Genomic DNA, 18,778 nt, shown 5'->3' with positions numbered 1-18,778 from the left:
ATTAAAGTGAAATTGCAAACACCTGATAATACGAATAAAGAAGGAATCACTATGCCCTCGCCGCTAGCCAGTCAATTAACGCAGCGCTTCTTTCGCTACCTGAGTATCACCAGTCAAAGCGACGCAAATGCCACCACCCTTCCCACTACGCCCGGCCAGTTTGATATGGCCCGCGAGTTGGCCAACGAGTTGAAATCCCTCGGTCTTGAGGAGATTGTTATCGACGATTGCGCCACCGTTACCGCCGTGAAAAAAGGTAACGTTGAAGGCGCGCCGCGCATCGGTTTTATCACCCATATCGACACCGTTGATGTCGGTTTATCGCCGCATATTCATCCGCAGATCTTGCGTTTTGAGGGAGAAGATCTCTGCCTCAATGCCAAAGAAGATATCTGGCTGCGCGTGCAGGAGCACCCGGAGATCCTCGCCTATCCCGGGGAGGAGATTATTTTCAGCGACGGCACCAGCGTGCTCGGCGCGGATAACAAAGCCGCAGTAACGGTGGTGATGACGCTGCTGGAGAACCTGACACCAGAGCAACGCCACGGCGATATTGTGGTGGCCTTTGTTCCCGATGAAGAGGTTGGATTGCGCGGCGCGAAAGCGCTGGATCTGGCGCGTTTCGACGTCGATTTCGCGTGGACTATCGACTGCTGCGAGCTGGGTGAGATTGTTTACGAGAACTTCAATGCCGCCAGCGCGCAGATCGATTTTACCGGCGTGACTGCGCACCCAATGTCGGCCAAAGGCGTGCTGGTTAACCCGCTGCTAATGGCGATGGATTACATCAGCCATTTCGACCGCCAGCAGACGCCGGAAAATACCGAAGGCCGCGAAGGCTATATCTGGTTTAACGGCATGGAAGCCGTTCAGGGACATGCCAGCCTGAGCGCCAGCATTCGTGATTTCGATAAAGAGAGTTTCGCCCGCCGTAAAGCGCAGATTGGCGAGGTAGCTGAGATGATTGGCGCGCAATACCCGACGGCAAAAGTCGAGTACCGCGTCAGCGATATCTACAGCAATATCAGCAACGCGATTGGTGAGGACCGCCGCGCCATCGACCTGATGTTCGAAGCGATGGAAACGCTCGGCATTACGCCGAAACCGACGCCGATGCGCGGCGGTACAGACGGTGCGGCGCTCTCGGCTAAGGGTTTGTTAACGCCAAACTTCTTTACTGGCGCGCACAACTTCCACTCGCGCTTTGAGTTTTTACCCCTGCGCGCGTTTGAAGCCTCCTACAACGTGGCGTTGCAGCTCTGCCTGCTGGCGGCCCGTTAAGATAATGCAGCCCGGCAATGGGCTGCTTTTTTTATCACGTAGGTTTATGCGCCAGCAGCGTGGCGAAGCGCAGTTTGATGCGGTTGCCCTGCTCATCGGTGCGGTGCAGTTCCCCCACCTCTTCGTTATATTTCAGCAACTCCCAGCCCGCGTAGTAGTTGCGCAGTTCACCCTCTTTGAAGGCAAACGGAAAGCCGACATTGCACGGGTAATCGGCGGTATCCATCGCCGCGACAATCAGGTTATGACCGCCCGGTTTGGTGCAGCGCTGCATGTTAGCAATCAGCCCCGGAATGGTTTTCGCTTCGAGGAACATCATCACCACGGTGGAGAGAATGAAGTCATATTCGCCGTCGAAAGTGAGGTTGTTTAAATCGACGCTGTCGATATGCAGGTTATTCAGCCCTTCCGCTTCACGGATGCGCTGGAGATTGCTCAGGCTGTTGGGGTTTTTATCCCAGGCCGTGACATCAAAACCTTTATTTGCCAGGTAGAGGCTGTTGCGACCGTTACCGCAGCCGAGATCGAGCACCTTGCCTGGCGTGATGTAATTCATCGCGTTCAGCACTTCCGAGTGCGTCGGGGTCATCCCATATTTTTCAGTAAAGTAGTTCTCATCACGCATGGTCATTATTCACAGCCTTTAATTGGTATTTTGCATGCATTTTATGAATTTCACCCGTTGATAGCCAGCGCCCAAATATTTGCTACGGTTAAGTGATGACACCCGGAGAAGATAAGCATGAGCAAATACCGCCTCAGTGATGAGACGCGCCTCTTCAGTTATCAGTTGGGCGGCGAGAAAAAGAGCGTTGCGCTGCGCCAGATTATCGCCCTGCGCGATTTTAATGATGTCACCGCCGGCAGCGCGGGCGGCTGGGTTGATGATGAGCAGGTGCTCGATCAGGAGGCAAACTGCTGGATCTACGATGAAAACAGCATGGTGTTTGATGGTTGCCGTATCCGGGGCAACGCGCGCATTACGGGATCGTGCGTCATCTGCCTGAATGTCGAGATCGGCGATAACGCCTGGGTAGATGGCTGCGAGCTAAGCCACGGCGCGATTTTACGTGACAACGTCACGGTGCAATCCTCTACCGTGCGCGGCGTCTGCCAGTTGCGCGGTGAGGCACGCATTCTTAGCGGTTGCGATATCATCGCTGCGCGCGGATTAACTCAGGAGCGCGAACAGGTGCTGCAAATTTACGATCGCGCGACGGTCAGCCATTCGCGTGTGGTTCACCAGGCGCAAATCTATGGCGATGCCATCGTCAATTACGCCTTTATTGAGCACCGCGCCGAGGTGTTTGATTTTGCCCTCCTCGACGGCAATGAGATTAACGATGTCTGGGTGTGCGACTGCGCGAAAGTCTATGGGCACGCCCGGGTGATTGCCGGACGCCAGGAGGATGAGATCCCCACCCTTCGTTACAGCGCTCAGGTGGCGGAAAATGCCCGCGTCGAGGGCAACTGTGTACTGAAACATCACGTATTAGTTGGCGGCCATGCGCAGCTGCGCGGCGGGCCACTACAGCTCGATGAAAAGGTGGTGATTCAGGGCAACGCGCGCATCGAAGGGAATGTGCTTATCGCGCATGAGGTGGAGATCGCCGACAATGCTGTGATTATTGCCACAGAAGATGACAGCCTGCTGCTGCGCGGCCCGAAAGTAGTTAACGGCGATCAACACATCACCCGCACCCCGCTGGTCGGCTCACTCTGACAAGCACCCATAAATTTATTTTCATCCGCCGGGAATAAAGCGCCGCGCCCTTCGTCTTATCTGCTCACTATGAGCAGGATGAGCGAATGATGAACAACACTCCTTTAACCTCCACGCAGCTAACGGTGCGCCTTGCGCTGATTGGCCTGGTGCCACTTCTGGTTATGCTGCTGTTTCTTTGGGGCGGCGGCTGGCTGACGCCCGAACGGCTCACTTCGGACAAACTCGTTAATGCGTTACAGCAGTCCGGTGGCGAGCACCCCGGCTTTCGCCGCAACCATGCCAAAGGGATCTGCGTCAGCGGCGAGTTTATCTCCAGCGGCAAGGCAAGCGTGATCTCTCGCGCCGCGCTGTTTGCGCCGGGAACTACGCCGGTGATTGGCCGTTTTGCCATTGCGGGCGGCAACCCCGCTGCGCCAGATTACGCCGTGCCGGTGCGCAGCCTGGCGCTGGCCTTTGAACTCCCGGACGGCGAGCAGTGGCGCACCGGCATGAACGCGATGCCCTTTTTCCCGGTACGTGGCGTCGACGGTTTTTATGATATGCAGCTGGCAACGCGCCCCGATCCGGCCACCGGCAAACCGGACCCGGCAAAGGTAAAAGCGTTTCTTGAGAAGCACCCGGAAGCCGCGCCTTTTTTCGCGTGGGCAAAAGCGAACGTGCCCTCCGGCAGTTGGGCCAGCGACCGCTTTAACAGCCTCAATGCCTTTCGCATGATCGATAAAACAGGCAACGAGAAACTGGTGCGCTGGAGCATGGTGCCGCAGACGCCTTATCAACCCATCAGCGCAGAGCAGAAGCAGGATAAAAACTTTTTACAGCGCGATCTGCACCAGCGCCTCGATCAGGCACCGCTGAAGTGGGAGATGGTGATCACCGTCGCCAGCGCGCAGGATGACGGCAGCGATGCCTCGCGGGCCTGGCCTGCCGGGCGGCAAACCATCAATGCCGGTACGCTGGTGCTGAACCGCGCCGTTGAGCAGGCGCAGGGTGACTGCAATGACATCAATTACGATCCGCTGATCCTGCCGGACGGTATCGCCGCCTCGAACGACCCGCTGCTGAATGCCCGTTCATCCGCGTATGCCAAATCCTACAACCTTCGCACCCGCGAACAAGCCGGAGCCCACTGATGAAACAGGTCGCTTATTTCCACCCGCTGCTGCGCGCGGTTCACTGGCTGATGGCCGCCGCCATTATTGCGATGCTGTTTATCGGCGTCGTGATGGTCTCCACGGTCTCCTCGCTGCACAGCCTGCTGCTGACGATCCATAAACCGCTGGGTTTGATGATCCTTGTGCTGGCGCTGGTGCGTTTGTGGTTACGCTTCTATACCGCCACGCCACCGTTGCCTGCCTCGCTGCCGGTCTGGCAACGCGCGATGGCGCATCTTTCGCACTGGGCGCTGTATGCGATGATGCTGGCGCAACCGCTGATCGGCTGGGCGATGCTTTCGGCGGCCGGTTATCCGGTGACGCTCGGCGGCGGATTTGTGCTGCCACCGATAGTTCCGGTGAATAATGACTGGTATGCGCTGCTGCGTCCGTTGCATTCTGTGGTAGCGCTGGCGCTGTTTGTCACCGTAATGGCACACCTCGCCGCCGCGCTGCTGCATGCGCTGGTGCTGCGCGATGGGGTGTTTGAGAGCATGTCGGGAAGCCGCAGACGATGAACGATGATGAAATCCGCGAGGTGATGCCGCATCTCTACCGCTTTGCTTTGTGGCTGGCGCGTAACCCGCACACCGCAGAAGACCTGGTGCAAAGCTGTCTGGCTAAAGCCCTGACGCGGCAGCGTGATAGCGGGCAGAGCCTGCGCGCCTGGCTCTTCACCATTCTCTATCGTCAGTTTGTCGATGGTGAACGGCGGCGCAAACGCTACCTGAAAGTGCTCACCTTTTTCACCGGCGAAGAACCTGGCGGGCTTACCACCGAGTCGCTGGCTATTGCCGATGATACGCTTGCCCTCTTTGCCACGCTGCCGACGGAGTATCGCGCCGTGCTGCTGCTGGTGAGCGTTGAAGGGCTGAGTTATAAAGAGGTGGCGCAAACCCTCGACATTCCGCCCGGCACGGTGATGTCACGCCTGTCACGGGCGCGCAAAATGCTGCATGAAAAACTGGAAGGCCAGCCAACGCCGTTAGCGTTAAGGAGATTGAAATGACGTTGCCACCGGATGAACACGATCTGCACGCCTGGCTTGATGGCGAGACCGATGAGGCGACCTCAGCACGCATCGAACATTACCTGGCGCAGAACCCGCAGGCCGCCCGCCAGGTTGCAGGCTGGCGGCAGGATGCGCAGCGCCTGCGGCAGGCAATGGATCGCCATACTGTTTCGCTTGAGATGCCGGAACCCCGCGCGCTGCGCCGCCAGCAGCGTCAGTTGCGGCAGTGGAAGCTGGCAACGGCCTTCGCGCTGGTGATGGCGCTCGGCATCGGTGGTTTTACCGGCTGGCAACTGAAAGAGTCTCAGATGGTGCTGGCCCACGCGCCGATGGAGGACGCGGTGCAGGCCTACAAATTGTTTGATAATACCGCTATCACCCCGATGGATGTGGCGACGACGCAGCAAACGGAGCTTACCCACTGGGTCGGGCGCTACTTTATTAACGGCAATCAGCCGCCAAATCTGGAGCAGTATGGCTTTACGCTGGTCGGCGCACGGCTTGTTGCCACGGCGCAGGGCCCGGCGGCGCTGATTATGTATCAGGATCCGCGCGGCACGCGGGTTGGCTGGTATATCCGCCCCTTAAGCCCGGGGAAATTACCCCACGGTGAGCGCAAGGCTGAGGATGTGATGACGCAGTACTGGAGCGATGACCATTACAACTATGCGCTGGTCACGCCGCTGAACGCCCCGGCGGTAAACGGGCTGCGAAAAGCGGTTTCGCAGGCAAACAGCTAAGGCTTATTCATCATTGAGCGTGACGATTTTGCCCCAGATATTCTGATCGTCGAAGCGGCCGTTGAGAAATTCGGCCTCTTTCTGGCACCCTTCGAGGGTAAAGCCGTTACGCTCTGCGACGTGGTTACTGGCCTCGTTAGCAACCCGGCATTTGATGACAAAGCGGCGGATATCGCCGCGTTCGGCGTAAAAGCGCATCATCGCCTGCATCGCGCGGGACAAAATCCCCTGCCCCTGCGCCGCTTCATCCAGCCAGTAGCCGATGTAGGCCGCTTTGTTGGTCGGCTCGATGGCATTGAGGGAGAGAACGCCGACCAGCAGGTGATCGCGCAGGATCAGGAACATCTTCGCGTAGCCGCGCTGATGTAACAGCCGGTTGCTCTGGGCGGTTTTACGGGTGGTTTCAATGGATGTGACATACTGCGGCCAGTCGAGATAGCGCTGTAAGCTGTCGCGGTTTTTGACAATTAACTGGTGCAGATCGTGAACAAAGCACTCATCAATCATCTCAAGCGTGATGTGATCGTCAACCTTAATCACCGCATCCGGGCAAGTCGGTTCCTCTAACATCGTTCCTCCTTAAAAACATCGCCCCCATTCGGGGGCGATTAAAAAGCTTAGCGCATGATGCGGTCGTCTACGTAGTTCCGCTTCTCCGGCGCGGGCGGGAAGTATTGATAGAGCCAGGTTTCACTGATCGCCTCCCCCTGGCAGCGCAGGAACATGCGCATCTCAACCGGGTCGGTTGACGCATTGGTTGGATACCAGTCGAACTGGATGCGATAACCGTCAAACGGCTCGACGTAGAGGATCTCTACCTGTTTTGCTTCCCCGTTTGAGAGCGTAATCACCGGCTCAATCCCTTTCGGCGCGGCGGCTTTCAGATCGCCGCCGACAAAATCGATGGCGAAACGACGCGCCCACTTCTCCGGATAGTGCTCGCCCGGTGCCCAGCCTTCCGGGAAGCCGCCCATGCCGGTTCGCGTTGCATAGACGTTTGCCAGCGGTGAGCGCACCGGCGGCTGCGCGCTCCAGTAGAGGCGATACTCAAAGGCCAGTTCATCTCCGGCTTTGATCGGTTTTTCCGGCTGCCAGAAGCAGACCACGTTATCCAGCGTTTCGCCGGTGGTCGGGATCTCCATCAGGCTCACCGCGCCTTTGCCCCACTTATTACGCGGCTCTACCCACAGGCTCGGGCGTTTGTTGTACCAGCCCATCACATCCTGATAGTGGCTGAAATCGCGGTCGAGCTGCAGCAGGCCAAAGCCTTTCGGGTTCTCATCCTGGAAAGCGTTGAATTGCAGTTTCTGCGGGTTATTCAGCGGGCGGCAGATCCACTCGCCGTTGCCGCGCCACATCGCCAGGCGGTCGGAGTCGTGGATCTGCGGGTGGATGGTATCGCAGACGCGGCGCTCGTTATTGCCGCAGCTGAACATACTGGTCATCGGCGCGATGCCCAGTTGTTTAATCGCCTTACGGGCATAGAGGCGGTTATCCACCTCCATGATCACCTGGCTCTTCTCGCAGTGGATAACGAACTTATAGGCGCCGGTCAGGCTGGCGCTGTCGAGCAGCGCATAGACGGTAAAAGTGGTATCGCCCGGCTTCGCCGTTTCGAACCAGAAGGAGGTGAAGTCCGGGAACTCTTCCGGCGTATCGGTAAAGGTATCAATCGCCACGCCGCGCGCGGAGAGGCCGTACTGGAAGGTGTCATCTACCGCACGGAAATAGCTCGCACCGAGGAACGAGACAACGTCGCGGCGCGCCAGCTCCGGGGCTTTAAAGGCGCGGAAACCGGCGAAGCCGAGATCGCTCTGCCCTTCAAGCTGTTTGGTGTCAACGCCTGCGTCGTGGTAGTTGAACAGCTCCGGACGGAAGTGAATTTCACGTGCCTGGTGAGTCGCCTGATCCAGCGAGAACATGCGCACGCGGCGGCGAAAACCCATGCCGACATGGAAGAACTGCACATCCAGCTGGCGGCCTTCAACGTTATTCCATAACGAGTGCTGCGCATCATATTGAATGCTGTTATAGGCTTGCGGCGTCAGGTTAGCCAGCGTCGGCGGCAGCGCTTTCGGCGCGCCTCCCCATGGCTGTTCGGCCAGATCGTGCGCCATGGATTGCAGCACGGAGAAGTCGAAACGGCGGCTTTGACCATCGGCGATGTCGGTCTGCGCTGCAGATGCCGCTCGCGAAAAGAGCGAGGCAACGCCAGTGGTGCCGTAAGTTGCCGCGAGGGCCATGGATGCTTGAATAAATCGTCTGCGGTTCATGCCTGGTAACACGTCCTTCTGGTCGTAAAATGGCATTTCGCGATATCGCGAAACAGCGGCAAAAGCGTATGACTGATGAAGGCACCACTCTAGACAAAATTCATTGAGAATCCAATTGTTGGCCGCTGATTATCTGAGCAAATCGCGAAATTTTCCCAGGCTTTAGGAGCAGCCTGAAAAGTGCGTAAAGTTGTGTATGAACATGTTGCACTGCGATCAATCGAGATTGACATGATGGCGCATCACCCGGCGAAAGAAGCCTAACCGCGCGCGCATAAAGCGCTTCTCCAGGCGAAAACCGGCCTGCTTATTAATACCAATGCGCAGCAGGCGATCGCGCCCGCCGGTACAGGCTTCCCACGTCACCGGGCCGGGCAACGCTGTCGTTGCCGAACCGGCATGGGTGGCAAAATGGACCCAATAATCGGCAACCTGCGCGGCAAAGGCGAGATCGCGCTCATTGACGTAATCACATGACGGCTCCGACAGACGCAGGTTGTCGAACACATAAGGCACGTCATTTCCGTGCCAGGCACCGTTGATGTAGGTGTCATGCATCGCTTCGGCGACGTAATCGAACCAGTAACGCCAGCATGGCTGATTTACCTGCTGCTGCGCCTGCATCACCACCAGGCCAAGGGTGGTAAACGCCATATCGCGGCACACCTGGCGGCCCAGTTCGGTGTCGCCGCGCACGCCCGGATAGAGCAGCCGGATAAGCCCGAGGCCGAAACGCTGCTTGCGGCGCAACTCGCCGATTTTCCCTGCCAGATCGACGCCAAACTCCGCCATCACACTCGCTTCATCGCTGTTCGAACCGACGATCACCGGCATCGGGTGCTGACGACCGGCAAAGAAGGTATCAAGCGCCGGTTCCGGCAGCACGATATCGCCCGCGACAGGAACAGGATCGATTTTAAACGGGGTATCGAGCGGCCAGAACGCCTCCGCCGGGATCGCTCGCAGCTGTTCCGTGCTGGCATTTTCCAGGCCAAAGTGCGCCGCAATCGCTTCGCCTTTTGCCAGCGCAGCCTTACGCGGCGTATCCGGTAAGGTGTAGTTGCTCTGTACGATCGCTTTATGGAATAGCCCTTTTGCCAGCGGCGAAGCCATGAGTGACATCACGCTGCGCGCCCCGGCCGATTCGCCAAACAGCGTCACATTGTCGGCATCCCCGCCGAACGCGGCGATATTTTCCTGAACCCACTGCAAGGCGGCGATTTGATCGAGCAAGGCAAAGTTGTAGATGCGCTCTCCGGCTTCTGCCTCCAGCGCCGGATGGGCAAAGAAGCCAAGATGACCGAGACGATAATTGACGGTCACCAGCACCACGCCGCGCGCTGCCAGCGCTTTACCATCGTAAGGCGGCAACCCGCCCGCGCCGATGGCAAAGCCGCCGCCGTGCAGCCAGACCATCACCGGTTTTTTTTGTGGCGCAGAAACAGGCGACCAGACGTTGAGATAGAGACAATCTTCCGAGAAGGTGCCGGGATCGCCACCGCCGAGCAGGCGGCAGAACTCTTTATTTTGCCAGCTTGAGGCGGAAAAACGCGTCGCGTCGCGCACGCCCTGCCAGGACTCAACCGGCTGCGGCGCGCGCCAGCGCAGATCGCTCGTGGGCGGCGCGGCAAAGGGAATGCCGCGCCAGACGTCAATCCCCTCTTCGCGACACCCCATTACGCTGCCCTGTCGGGTATTCACAATCGGGGTTGATGCATTTTCCATAATCATATCCAGAACATATTGAATTCTGGCAGATTACCGTTTTTACAGCAGACCGCAACGGCGTTTGCTGCGCTCTTCAGCCTGTTGATAAAGGGCAAACTCATCAAGCACCGGGCAGCCGAGCGCGGCTTCAAACTGCTGCTGGCTGGCGTTGCCATGGCTGCGCGCCTGGGTAGCATTCCCGAGATTGGACTGAAAAATCCCGGCGGCGCTGACGGGTAGGAAGTCTTCATAGATGATGGGCTGCGCCACGACCCAGCCGCGCTCAATCAGCGGCTGCGGATCGTCACCGGGGCGAATCGCCTGGCGGTGCGCCTCCCCGGTCGGCGTCAGGCGGTAGCGGAACCAGGCCAGCCCCTGCTTGCGCAGCAGCATCTCGCTGTCGGGAAAGGCTTTAAACACCTCCTGCAAATGGAGCTGATGCGTGAGGTTATCTTTGCCCGTCCCGGCGCTATTCAGCAGCCGGTCGTAAAGTTCGCGCCCTTTCTGCGTCAGCGCGACGCCGCGCTGCTCAATCTCACCAAAGCGCGCCGTGTGGGTACCGTGATGCTCGCCGCTGAACAGCACCGGCTCATCAAGGGCTTTGAAACTGGTCTGGCGCAGCAGGATTGGCACTTCGCGGCGCGGCGGCCCTTCGATGAGGATTTTTGGCTCAATGCCATACTCCGGCATCAGCGCCTGTACCCGATCAATATCCAGCGTGCGCGGGGTTAAATGGTTGATATGGCAGCCGGGGAAACAGACCACATCGGCAATTAAGCGATGCTCGTCATGCAGCGCCTGATAGGTTTTTTCATCGACGGTGGCATGGCGATGCCAGCGGAACGTCTCCAGCGCCTCTTTGACAAACAGCTCTGCCTGCTGAGCAGTAAAGCCGCCGTTCAGTTCATGCACTTCAATCAGTTGCCGACAGGCGGGCGTGAAGATGTCACGCTTCGCCAGGATCGCGGCCGCCCGGTCGCGCAGCGTCTCGTTTTCAATCAACTCCAGGCGTAACAGTGAGGTGAAGATGCGAAACGGATTGCGTGATAGCGCTTCATCATCGATTGGGCGAAAGGCAGTGGAGTGAACCGGCACACCGGCCTGGGAGAGGTCGTAATAGCTGACCGGGAACATCCCCATAATCGCAAACATGCGCCGCAGGGTGGAGAGCTCCTCCGCGCTGCCGACGCGGATCGCGCCGTGGCGCTCAACGTTCAGCCTGGCAAGCTCATCGGCATTCACCAGCTGTTCGTGAAGACGTGGATTGTGTTCCAGTACAGCCATGTTCACATCAGCCACAAGCTCCAGCAAGGTGCCATATTGCGGGACTTCCTGCTGGTACATGGCCGACATCGCCTGTGAAAATTGTTCCCTGATCTCATCTGCCGTGATGCTGTACGTCATAGTCTTCTCTCTCCACGCTGTTATCTCTGGAGTGTAGAGAAGCCTGCACGCGCCCGTGCGGGGAAATTTACAAAGTGTGATCGTGGCAAAAAACGCGCGTCCGCTGCTCGCAATCGAACATAACAAAAGATTATGGAACGCAGCGCGGACAAAACCCTGGAAACATGCTGGTTTCGTCACATTGCGGGCAGAATGTGTTTGTAACTCAAAAGGATTGGATGTTAATAATATTTTGCAAACTGGTTATCAAAATTAAACAAATCTGCGAGCCACCTTCGCCACTCGGTTTTAACATTATCTTATGGAAAAAAACGCTCTCTTTTCACAGCGCATCCGACTGCGCCACCTGCATACTTTCGTCGCGGTCGCGCAACAAGGAACATTGGGTCGCGCTGCGGAAACCCTTAACCTGAGCCAGCCTGCTCTCTCAAAGACCTTAAACGAACTTGAACAGCTTACCGGCAAACGGCTGTTTGAGCGTGGACGCATGGGCGCGCAGCTTACCCACGTTGGCGAGCAGTTTTTAAGCCATGCGGTGCGGGTGCTGGACGCGGTCAATATTGCCGGGCAGTCGCTAAGCGATCAGGAAGAGAAAAACTGTGAGTTGATTCGCGTCGGCGCGCTGCCGACAGCGGCGCTGGGTATTTTACCGGCGGTGATTGGTCAGTTGCACAAGCAGCAGCCGGATATCACCATCCAGGTAGCGACCGCCAATAACCCGATGCTGCTGGCCGGGCTGAAGACCGGCGAGCTGGATGTCGGTATCGGGCGCATGTCCGATCCTGACCTGATGTGCGGCTTGCACTATGAGCTGCTGTTTCTGGAGTCGCTTAAACTGGTGGTGCGCCCGCGCCACCCGCTGTTGCAGAGCACCGTCACCCTGAGCCGGGTGCTGGAGTGGCCGGTGGTGGTGCTGCCGCAGGGCACGGTGCCGCGACAGAACGCCGAGGAACTCCTCGCCAGCCAGAACTGCACCCTGCCGACAGGCTGTATTGAAACTCTCTCAGCCTCCCTTTCGCGGCAGCTGACCGTTGAATATGACTATGTCTGGTTTGTTCCATCCGGGGCGGTGAAAGACGATTTGCGCCTTGGCTCCCTGGTGGCGCTCCCTATTCCACCGCTGGGCATCGGCGATCCGATTGGCATTATCACCCGCGTTGACGCCCCGCTCTCGCCGGCGGCGCTCACCTTAATAAGCTATATCCGTAAAACGCTGCCCGATTGATGCTTCTCTGCTCTAAATTCGCTGTGAAAAAGGCTTGTTTACCTTTACCTGAAACCAATCTTAAACAAACATTTCAGCACGAGGACGCCAGCGAAAGGCGCTGATAGACTCAAAGGTACTCACGACAGCAAGAGGAAGATCATTGTTATGCAATATGATGAACAGCAGCTTATCAATGGGCTTTTTCAGCGCCTGAAACAGGCTGAACAACAAAACGGCCAGCGCGATGCGCAAGCCGAGCGCCAGATTGCCGAACTGGTCAGGCAGCAGCCGGCTGCGCCCTACTATATGGCGCAATCGATGCTGATCCAGGAAGCGGCATTAAAACGCATGCAGGCGCGTGTGCAGGAGCTGGAAAATCAGCTGGCGCAGCAGCAGAGCCAGCACTCATCCGGCGGCGGCAGCTTCCTCAGCGGTCTGTTTGGCGGTAATAAAAACCAGCCTGTTCAGCCCGCGCAAAACTGGGGCGCGCCACCGGTGCAACAACAACCGCAGCAGTATGCTTCCCAGCCACCTACTGCGTCGCGCGGGAGCGGATTTATGGCGGGCGCACTGCAAACCGCTGCGGGCGTGGCGGGCGGTGTGGTGATCGCCGATATGCTGACCAGTATGTTTCACCACTCCCAGCCGCAAGAGATCGTTAATATCATCGAAGAGCCAGCCGCCGCCGCAAGCGACGTCACGCAAAATGATGCGTTTAATTCCGATGCATTTAATAACGCTTCCGACACGCACTTTCTCGACAATAGCGATCCTTACCAGGCAGACAGCGTCAGCGATTATCAAAATGATGATTTCGGCAGTGACGATTTCAGTAACGATGACGACAGCTTTATTTAACGCTTAAATCACTTCCTGCGCCGGATAGCACCGCAGCTATCCGGCCAGCTCGCCTCTTCTGAGTTAGCCATTATTGCTTATAACATTGTGATGAAGTTGGGCTAAAAGTTGCCGGGCGATCTCATATGAAAACTCCACTTTTGTCTGTTTCTGTGCTTGATTCCCATTCCTACCAAATTGGGTAGGCTGCATTAAGTGCAACGGATATTGATGCTACGCTACGCGGCTCTCACGCTTCGGTGAGAATAAAATAACTTTTATACTTTTTGGACATGGAGAATGGGATGTTCGTAAAACAGATCGCTCGTTCACTGGCCGTTGCGGCGTGCTTGTTTGCACTGTCGGCCTGTGATGACAACAAAAAGGCTGAACAGCCACAAGAGTCACAAAGTACTGCCGAGCAGGATGGAATCGCGAAATACAATGCGCATGTCGAAGCAGCGAACTATGTTACATACTCTTTCGGCGAAGATTTGGCAAAGTATAAGAAATATAATCAGCCGCAACTCGATGGTAAAAAACCGCTGGAAGAGCTCTACTCATCCGGTTCAAGTAGCGCGATGACGACCCTTCAGGATTTCCTGGATAAAGCTATCGCAATGAAACCGCCGATGCCTGAACTGGATCAGCCTGCTCGTGATTACAGCGATGCAGTGGCTAAAGCCACGCCTGTTATTCGTGATTTAGAAAACTATATCAATTCAAAATCCTATAGTAGCGACAACGGGGCAAAAGGCCGCGAATTGCAGCCAGCTTATCTTAGCAGCATGGAAAAACTTGTGGTTGCGCAGGCAAACTACCTGAATGCTATCGACGCGAAAGACCGCGCACGTATCAAAGCGGAATTTGACAAAGCGGAAAAAGATTCCCTTGCGTACTACCGGATCGGCTCTATCTATTACCTTAAAGAGAGCATGGATGCCGCAAGTGGTTTTCTTAACGGCGAGGGCCTGGGCGATAAGAAAGAGGCCTTTAAAACCTCTCTTGATCAGTTCAATGCCATGATGACCTCGTATGACACCAAAATGCGTGAAAGAAATAAAGTGGGCTGTTCGAATATGATCTTTAAAGCGAACGCTTATCTATCTACAGGTCGCGATGTGATAAAGCACACTGAAGAGGGCCGCTACGAAGAAGAAGCCAAACGGGCGCACCCATTTGGGATGTCAACGAATAACAGTATAAATAATGACACCAGAGACTTGATGCAAAACTTCAACAACATGATTAATACGATGAATCTTAATCAGTGTTAATGTTCGTTTGAAGTCAGGCTGGAAAAGGATGTAATAAAAGAGGCCGGATTATCCGGCCTCTTTTTTTATCTCAACATTTATCTCAAGGTCAGAAGGTTTCCCAGTTATCACCGCTCGCCAGTGCCGGGCGCTGCGGGGTAAAGGGTTTTGCCGTCGGTGTCGCGCTGTTCTGGCGCTGCGCCTCTGCGCCATTCAGCCGGAATGCACCAACCGCTTGGGTCAGACGTGCGGCCTGCTCTTCCAGCGAGGTGGCTGCGGCTGTGGCTTCTTCAACCAGCGAGGCGTTCTGCTGCGTGACATTATCCATTTCGGTGATCGCCTGGCTTACCTGCGTGATGCCTTTGCTCTGTTCATCCGATGCCGCGGCAATCTCCAGCATGATATCGGTGACGCGTTTAACGGCAGTCACGATCTCATCCATCGTTTCCCCGGCGGAAACCACTTCGCCGGAGCCCTGCTCAATCAGGCTGACGGACTCGCTGATCAACGCTTCGATCTCTTTCGCCGCCTGAGCACTGCGGCTTGCCAAAGTACGTACTTCGCTGGCAACGACGGCAAAGCCGCGACCCTGCTCACCGGCGCGCGCGGCTTCCACCGCCGCGTTGAGCGCCAGGATATTGGTCTGGAAGGCGATGCTGTTGATCACGGCGGTAATTTCAGAGATTTTGCGCGAACTGGTGGTGATATTGCCCATTGTCTGCACGACGCCGGAGACAATCTGGCCGCCTTTCGTCGCTTTGCCCGACGCGTCGCGCGCCAGACCGCTGGCGTGATGCGCGTTATCGGCATTCTGCTTCACGGTTGCGGTAAGCTGCTCCATGCTGGCGGCGGTCTCTTCAATCGCTGCCGCTTGCTGCTCGGTACGCGAAGAGAGATCGGTGTTACCGGCGGAGATTTCGCTGGTCCCGCGGTAGATCTCTTCCGCACCCTGGCGCACCGTGGCGACGGTAGTAACCAGAGAGTGCTGCATGGCTTGTAAGTCGTGGCTCAGACGCCCAATCTCGCTGCGGCCTGTTGGTTCGTCCGGCAGCGTCAGATCGCCGGAGGCGATACGTGAAATACGCTGGGCAGCGCGTTGCAGCGGATTAATGACCACACGACGCAGTACGGTAAAGGTGATGATGGTCAGCACCAGTGCAAAAGCAAACGCGGCGGCCATAAAGATCAGGCCAAGCTGCGTGCGGCTGTGGGCTTGCTCTTTCAGGTGCTGCGCACGCTCGGTGCGGATCTCAATCGCTTTCAACAATACGGCGTTGTAGGCGTCATCCAGCTGGCGCGCCTGCTCGCTTTCATGGTTGATAATCGCTTCAAACATGCCGTTTTTGGCATACTTCAGCATGGGTTGCAGCCCGGCGGTGTAGGCGTCAAAACGGGCAGTGAGATCGTTATCCAGCGTCAGGTCGGCCTCGGTTTTCACCGGGCGATCCATATATTGTTTAAAGTTTTCCTGCGACTGTTTAATGCGTTTTTCCGCTTCGGCGATGTTGGTTTTCACATCTTCCATTTCGGCGATACGGCTTGCAGCACCTGCGTGAATCAATTTAATTCGGGCGACGCGAAGGTTGTTGGAGCTGTTAGATAATCCCATGCGCACCTGGATCTCCTGCGTCACATCCTGCTGATCGCGGTCGGCCTGCATCAGGAAGTAACCCGCCAAACCGGAACTTAAGGCAAATAGCACCAGAATGCCGGAAAGGATAAAGGAAAAAAGGGGAACCAGGCGAATATTGTGCATAAAACCAATGCCTTGTGTTTGTTGCATTGCTGCTTTGTTATCCATGGCGTCGACTCTCGTATTAGTCTGCTAAGTACAAAGGAATGATATATAGGCATCGGCAATAATTGGATTTTTCTTATGGTGAAAAGCGCAACGGCGGTCACAGATTTGGAGTTTGGTAGCGCCAGCGGAGGGCCTGCTGGCGCGAAGGGAGATTACTTTTCGCCGAAATGGATAACGGTGCGGATCGATTTACCTTCATGCATCAGATCGAAGGCTTCGTTAATTTTATCCAGCGGCAGGCGGTGAGTAATAAACGGGTCGAGACGGATTTTGCCCGCCATCGCATCTTCCACCATGCCCGGCAGCTGGCTGCGGCCTTTAACGCCGCCGAATGCGGAACCGCGCCATACGCGACCGGTGACCAGCTGGAACGGACGGGTGCTGATCTCCTGGCCTGCGCCCGCAACGCCAATAATCACGCTTTCGCCCCAGCCTTTATGGCAGCACTCGAGCGCTGCGCGCATAACGTTGACGTTGCCGATACACTCAAAGCTGTAGTCAACGCCGCCATCGGTCATTTCCACAATCACTTCCTGAATCGGGCGATCGTGATCTTTCGGGTTGATAAAGTCGGTCGCGCCCATCTCTTTCGCCAGCGCGAATTTATCCGGGTTGGTATCGATAGCCAGGATGCGGCCCGCTTTTGCCTGTACCGCGCCCTGAATGGCCGCAAGCCCGATACCGCCGAGACCAAAGATGGCAACCGTATCGCCCTCTTTCACTTTCGCCGTGTTGTGCACCGCGCCAATACCCGTGGTAACGCCGCAACCCAGCAGGCAGACCTTATCCAGCGGCGCTTCCTCGTTGACTTTCGCCAGCGAGATCTCAGCACAAACGGTGTATTCGCTGAAGGTGCTGGTACCCATGTAGTGATAAATCGGCTCACCGTTATAGGAGAAACGGGTGGTGCCGTCCGGCATCAGTCCTTTACCTTGCGTGGCGCGCACGGCCTGGCAGAGGTTGGTTTTGCCCGATTTACAGAATTTGCACTCGCCACACTCGGCGGTGTACAGAGGAATAACATGATCGCCTGGCTTCAGGCTGGTGACGCCCTCGCCCACTTCCACAACGATGCCGCCGCCTTCATGACCTAGTACCGCCGGGAAAACGCCTTCCGGATCGTCACCGGAAAGGGTAAAGGCATCGGTATGGCAAACACCGGTGTGCGTAATGCGTACCAGCACTTCCCCTTTTTTCGGTGGCGCAACGTCGATTTCGACAATCTTGAGGGGTTGGCCTGGCCCGAAGGCTACAGCTGCACGTGATTTCATCTCGCTTTCCTTTTTATGTATACGGTGTTGCTTATTTTAGATAAGAGCGTAGCAGATGGCCGACTTCTGCCATCCGCACTGCGCGCTGGTCGGCGGTAGTTTCTCCGGCGACCAGCTCATCTTTCAGGTGAATTTCAACCATTTCGCCCATCAGGCCGTTGGCTGCGCCGCGTACGGCGGCGATTTGTTGCAAAATTGCGATGCAGGGCTCGCCGTTTTCCAGCGCCCGCTCCAGCGCGTCAACCTGGCCGCGAATACGCCGCACCCGCGTCAGCACGCGTTTTTTATCTTCAGGTGAATGGGGCATAGAACCTCCTGGATACTATAGGGGGGTATGGTAACTTAGCGGCGATGGTCATGCAAACAAACGTTTTGAGGAAGAAAAGAGTATGGCTGTAAAAGCGCTGGCGGGGTAAATGCGTTAATTATCCTGCTCGTCGATTGACCCACTGAGGGATTAATTATGAATTGATATCTCGATAGCATCACAAAAGATAATAGTTAAAGGGGACTTTTCGCCTGCCAATGAAATAACCATATATTAACTCAGGTTATTAATTTCGCATGACACTCTTCCCGTTAGCATGTTTCAGCGCACAACTTAGCGTAAAAATTTTTAAATATTATTCTCGTTTAGCATATTGAACTTAAATTAACGTTTCGCTTAGGTTCTTTCTATATTGTTTGCTAAGATTCTTCCTGGCGAATGAGTAGATATTATGTAAGGAAGATGTATGCGCTGGAATATTACGGATATGTTAGTTTCCCCTGCCACGGGTACGGCATTTGCTTTAGCCAGGACACAGCAGGACAAAGCGGTGATCGTCTGGTACCGGGGCCACTATTTCCTGCGCCCGGGGAATATATTAGTTACTGATTCAAAAGGGATTATCATGGATGGCAGAATGCATGAATTCAAAGTTATCCATACCATGCCCTATTTCCCAACCATCTGGAAAACTTTAAAAAATAGTTGCTCATGTCCAGGGAATGATAATATTTCTTTGCGCGAATGTGATAAACAAAACGAATGCTTATTTCCGCTGTGCCCCTATGGGATAAAACTTTCCACCTAGGCGCTTTCGCATCGGATATATTATATTTCACTATAA

At 55.9% G+C, this 18,778-nt stretch carries 18 protein-coding genes; 10 read left to right on the top strand and 8 right to left on the bottom strand.

Annotated features, from left to right (window positions below):
* Positions 1 to 51: 51 nt before the first annotated feature.
* The gene (gene pepT / locus N7V53_RS11670) at positions 52 to 1,281 is read left to right on the top strand and encodes a peptidase T (RefSeq protein WP_279793454.1); all 1,230 of its coding nucleotides are present in this window, start codon (positions 52 to 54) and stop codon (positions 1,279 to 1,281) included.
* A 34-nt stretch (positions 1,282 to 1,315) separates the two neighbouring features.
* On the opposite strand, the gene tehB is transcribed toward pepT, so the two are convergent.
* The gene (gene tehB / locus N7V53_RS11665; RefSeq protein ID WP_279793453.1) at positions 1,316 to 1,912 is read right to left on the bottom strand and encodes a tellurite resistance methyltransferase TehB; all 597 of its coding nucleotides are present in this window, start codon (positions 1,910 to 1,912) and stop codon (positions 1,316 to 1,318) included.
* A gap of 111 nt (positions 1,913 to 2,023) precedes the next feature.
* Between tehB and ydcK the strand changes: the two genes are divergently transcribed.
* The 5 genes from ydcK to N7V53_RS11640 all read left to right on the top strand — a co-directional run bounded on the left by ydcK (position 2,024) and on the right by N7V53_RS11640 (position 5,910).
* Positions 2,024 to 3,004, top strand: coding sequence for a YdcK family protein (gene ydcK, locus N7V53_RS11660; RefSeq protein WP_279793452.1), 981 nt, complete (start codon positions 2,024 to 2,026; stop codon positions 3,002 to 3,004).
* Positions 3,005 to 3,093: 89 nt separating this feature from the next.
* The gene (locus N7V53_RS11655; protein ID WP_279793568.1) at positions 3,094 to 4,137 is read left to right on the top strand and encodes a catalase family peroxidase; all 1,044 of its coding nucleotides are present in this window, start codon (positions 3,094 to 3,096) and stop codon (positions 4,135 to 4,137) included.
* Positions 4,137 to 4,676 carry a cytochrome b/b6 domain-containing protein gene (locus N7V53_RS11650; RefSeq protein ID WP_023478617.1) on the top strand — a complete coding sequence of 180 codons (540 nt, stop codon included), beginning with the start codon at positions 4,137 to 4,139 and terminating at the stop codon, positions 4,674 to 4,676. The genes N7V53_RS11655 and N7V53_RS11650 overlap by 1 nt, the downstream gene beginning before the upstream one ends.
* Complete coding sequence (locus tag N7V53_RS11645; protein WP_279793451.1) at positions 4,673 to 5,167, top strand: RNA polymerase sigma factor; 495 nt, start codon at positions 4,673 to 4,675, stop codon at positions 5,165 to 5,167. Before N7V53_RS11650 ends, N7V53_RS11645 begins: the two co-directional genes overlap by 4 nt.
* The gene (locus N7V53_RS11640) at positions 5,164 to 5,910 is read left to right on the top strand and encodes an anti-sigma factor (RefSeq protein WP_279793450.1); all 747 of its coding nucleotides are present in this window, start codon (positions 5,164 to 5,166) and stop codon (positions 5,908 to 5,910) included. The genes N7V53_RS11645 and N7V53_RS11640 overlap by 4 nt, the downstream gene beginning before the upstream one ends.
* 3 nt (positions 5,911 to 5,913) lie before the next feature.
* Here N7V53_RS11640 and rimL read toward each other — a convergent pair whose 3' ends face one another.
* From rimL to N7V53_RS11620, 4 genes are all read right to left on the bottom strand, one after another.
* On the bottom strand, positions 5,914 to 6,480 hold the full coding sequence (gene rimL / locus N7V53_RS11635) for a 50S ribosomal protein L7/L12-serine acetyltransferase (RefSeq protein WP_279793449.1): 567 nt from the start codon (positions 6,478 to 6,480) through the stop codon (positions 5,914 to 5,916).
* 47 nt (positions 6,481 to 6,527) lie between these two features.
* The gene (locus tag N7V53_RS11630) at positions 6,528 to 8,183 is read right to left on the bottom strand and encodes a glucan biosynthesis protein (protein ID WP_023478908.1); all 1,656 of its coding nucleotides are present in this window, start codon (positions 8,181 to 8,183) and stop codon (positions 6,528 to 6,530) included.
* Positions 8,184 to 8,399: 216 nt separating this feature from the next.
* A complete protein-coding gene (locus tag N7V53_RS11625; protein ID WP_279793448.1) occupies positions 8,400 to 9,908 on the bottom strand; it encodes a carboxylesterase/lipase family protein in 1,509 nt (502 codons plus the stop codon).
* A gap of 42 nt (positions 9,909 to 9,950) precedes the next feature.
* Complete coding sequence (locus tag N7V53_RS11620; protein ID WP_279793447.1) at positions 9,951 to 11,294, bottom strand: VOC family protein; 1,344 nt, start codon at positions 11,292 to 11,294, stop codon at positions 9,951 to 9,953.
* A gap of 301 nt (positions 11,295 to 11,595) precedes the next feature.
* Between N7V53_RS11620 and N7V53_RS11615 the strand changes: the two genes are divergently transcribed.
* The 3 genes from N7V53_RS11615 (at position 11,596) to N7V53_RS11605 (ending at position 14,615) form a co-directional block, all read left to right on the top strand.
* The gene (locus N7V53_RS11615; protein ID WP_023478834.1) at positions 11,596 to 12,519 is read left to right on the top strand and encodes a LysR substrate-binding domain-containing protein; all 924 of its coding nucleotides are present in this window, start codon (positions 11,596 to 11,598) and stop codon (positions 12,517 to 12,519) included.
* 147 nt (positions 12,520 to 12,666) lie between these two features.
* Positions 12,667 to 13,359: a DUF2076 domain-containing protein gene (locus N7V53_RS11610; protein ID WP_279793446.1), complete on the top strand. Its 693-nt coding sequence runs from the start codon at positions 12,667 to 12,669 to the stop codon at positions 13,357 to 13,359.
* 284 nt (positions 13,360 to 13,643) lie between these two features.
* Entirely contained in the window at positions 13,644 to 14,615 is a 972-nt protein-coding gene (locus tag N7V53_RS11605) for a YiiG family protein (RefSeq protein ID WP_279793445.1), read from the top strand.
* Between the two features lie 88 nt (positions 14,616 to 14,703).
* Here N7V53_RS11605 and N7V53_RS11600 read toward each other — a convergent pair whose 3' ends face one another.
* The 3 genes from N7V53_RS11600 to N7V53_RS11590 form a co-directional block, all read right to left on the bottom strand.
* Positions 14,704 to 16,395 carry a methyl-accepting chemotaxis protein gene (locus N7V53_RS11600; RefSeq protein ID WP_279793444.1) on the bottom strand — a complete coding sequence of 564 codons (1,692 nt, stop codon included), beginning with the start codon at positions 16,393 to 16,395 and terminating at the stop codon, positions 14,704 to 14,706.
* Between the two features lie 152 nt (positions 16,396 to 16,547).
* Positions 16,548 to 17,666, bottom strand: coding sequence for an S-(hydroxymethyl)glutathione dehydrogenase/class III alcohol dehydrogenase (locus tag N7V53_RS11595; RefSeq protein ID WP_023478640.1), 1,119 nt, complete (start codon positions 17,664 to 17,666; stop codon positions 16,548 to 16,550).
* A 31-nt stretch (positions 17,667 to 17,697) separates the two neighbouring features.
* Positions 17,698 to 17,973: a metal/formaldehyde-sensitive transcriptional repressor gene (locus tag N7V53_RS11590; RefSeq protein ID WP_023478742.1), complete on the bottom strand. Its 276-nt coding sequence runs from the start codon at positions 17,971 to 17,973 to the stop codon at positions 17,698 to 17,700.
* Positions 17,974 to 18,400: 427 nt separating this feature from the next.
* Between N7V53_RS11590 and N7V53_RS11585 the strand changes: the two genes are divergently transcribed.
* On the top strand, positions 18,401 to 18,742 hold the full coding sequence (locus N7V53_RS11585; RefSeq protein WP_023478609.1) for a hypothetical protein: 342 nt from the start codon (positions 18,401 to 18,403) through the stop codon (positions 18,740 to 18,742).
* The last annotated feature ends 36 nt before the right edge of the window (positions 18,743 to 18,778 follow it).

This window comes from Kosakonia sp. HypNH10 (assembly GCF_029850615.1).
GTDB lineage: Bacteria > Pseudomonadota > Gammaproteobacteria > Enterobacterales > Enterobacteriaceae > Kosakonia > Kosakonia cowanii.
This window is presented reverse-complemented; position numbering and strand designations above follow the sequence as displayed.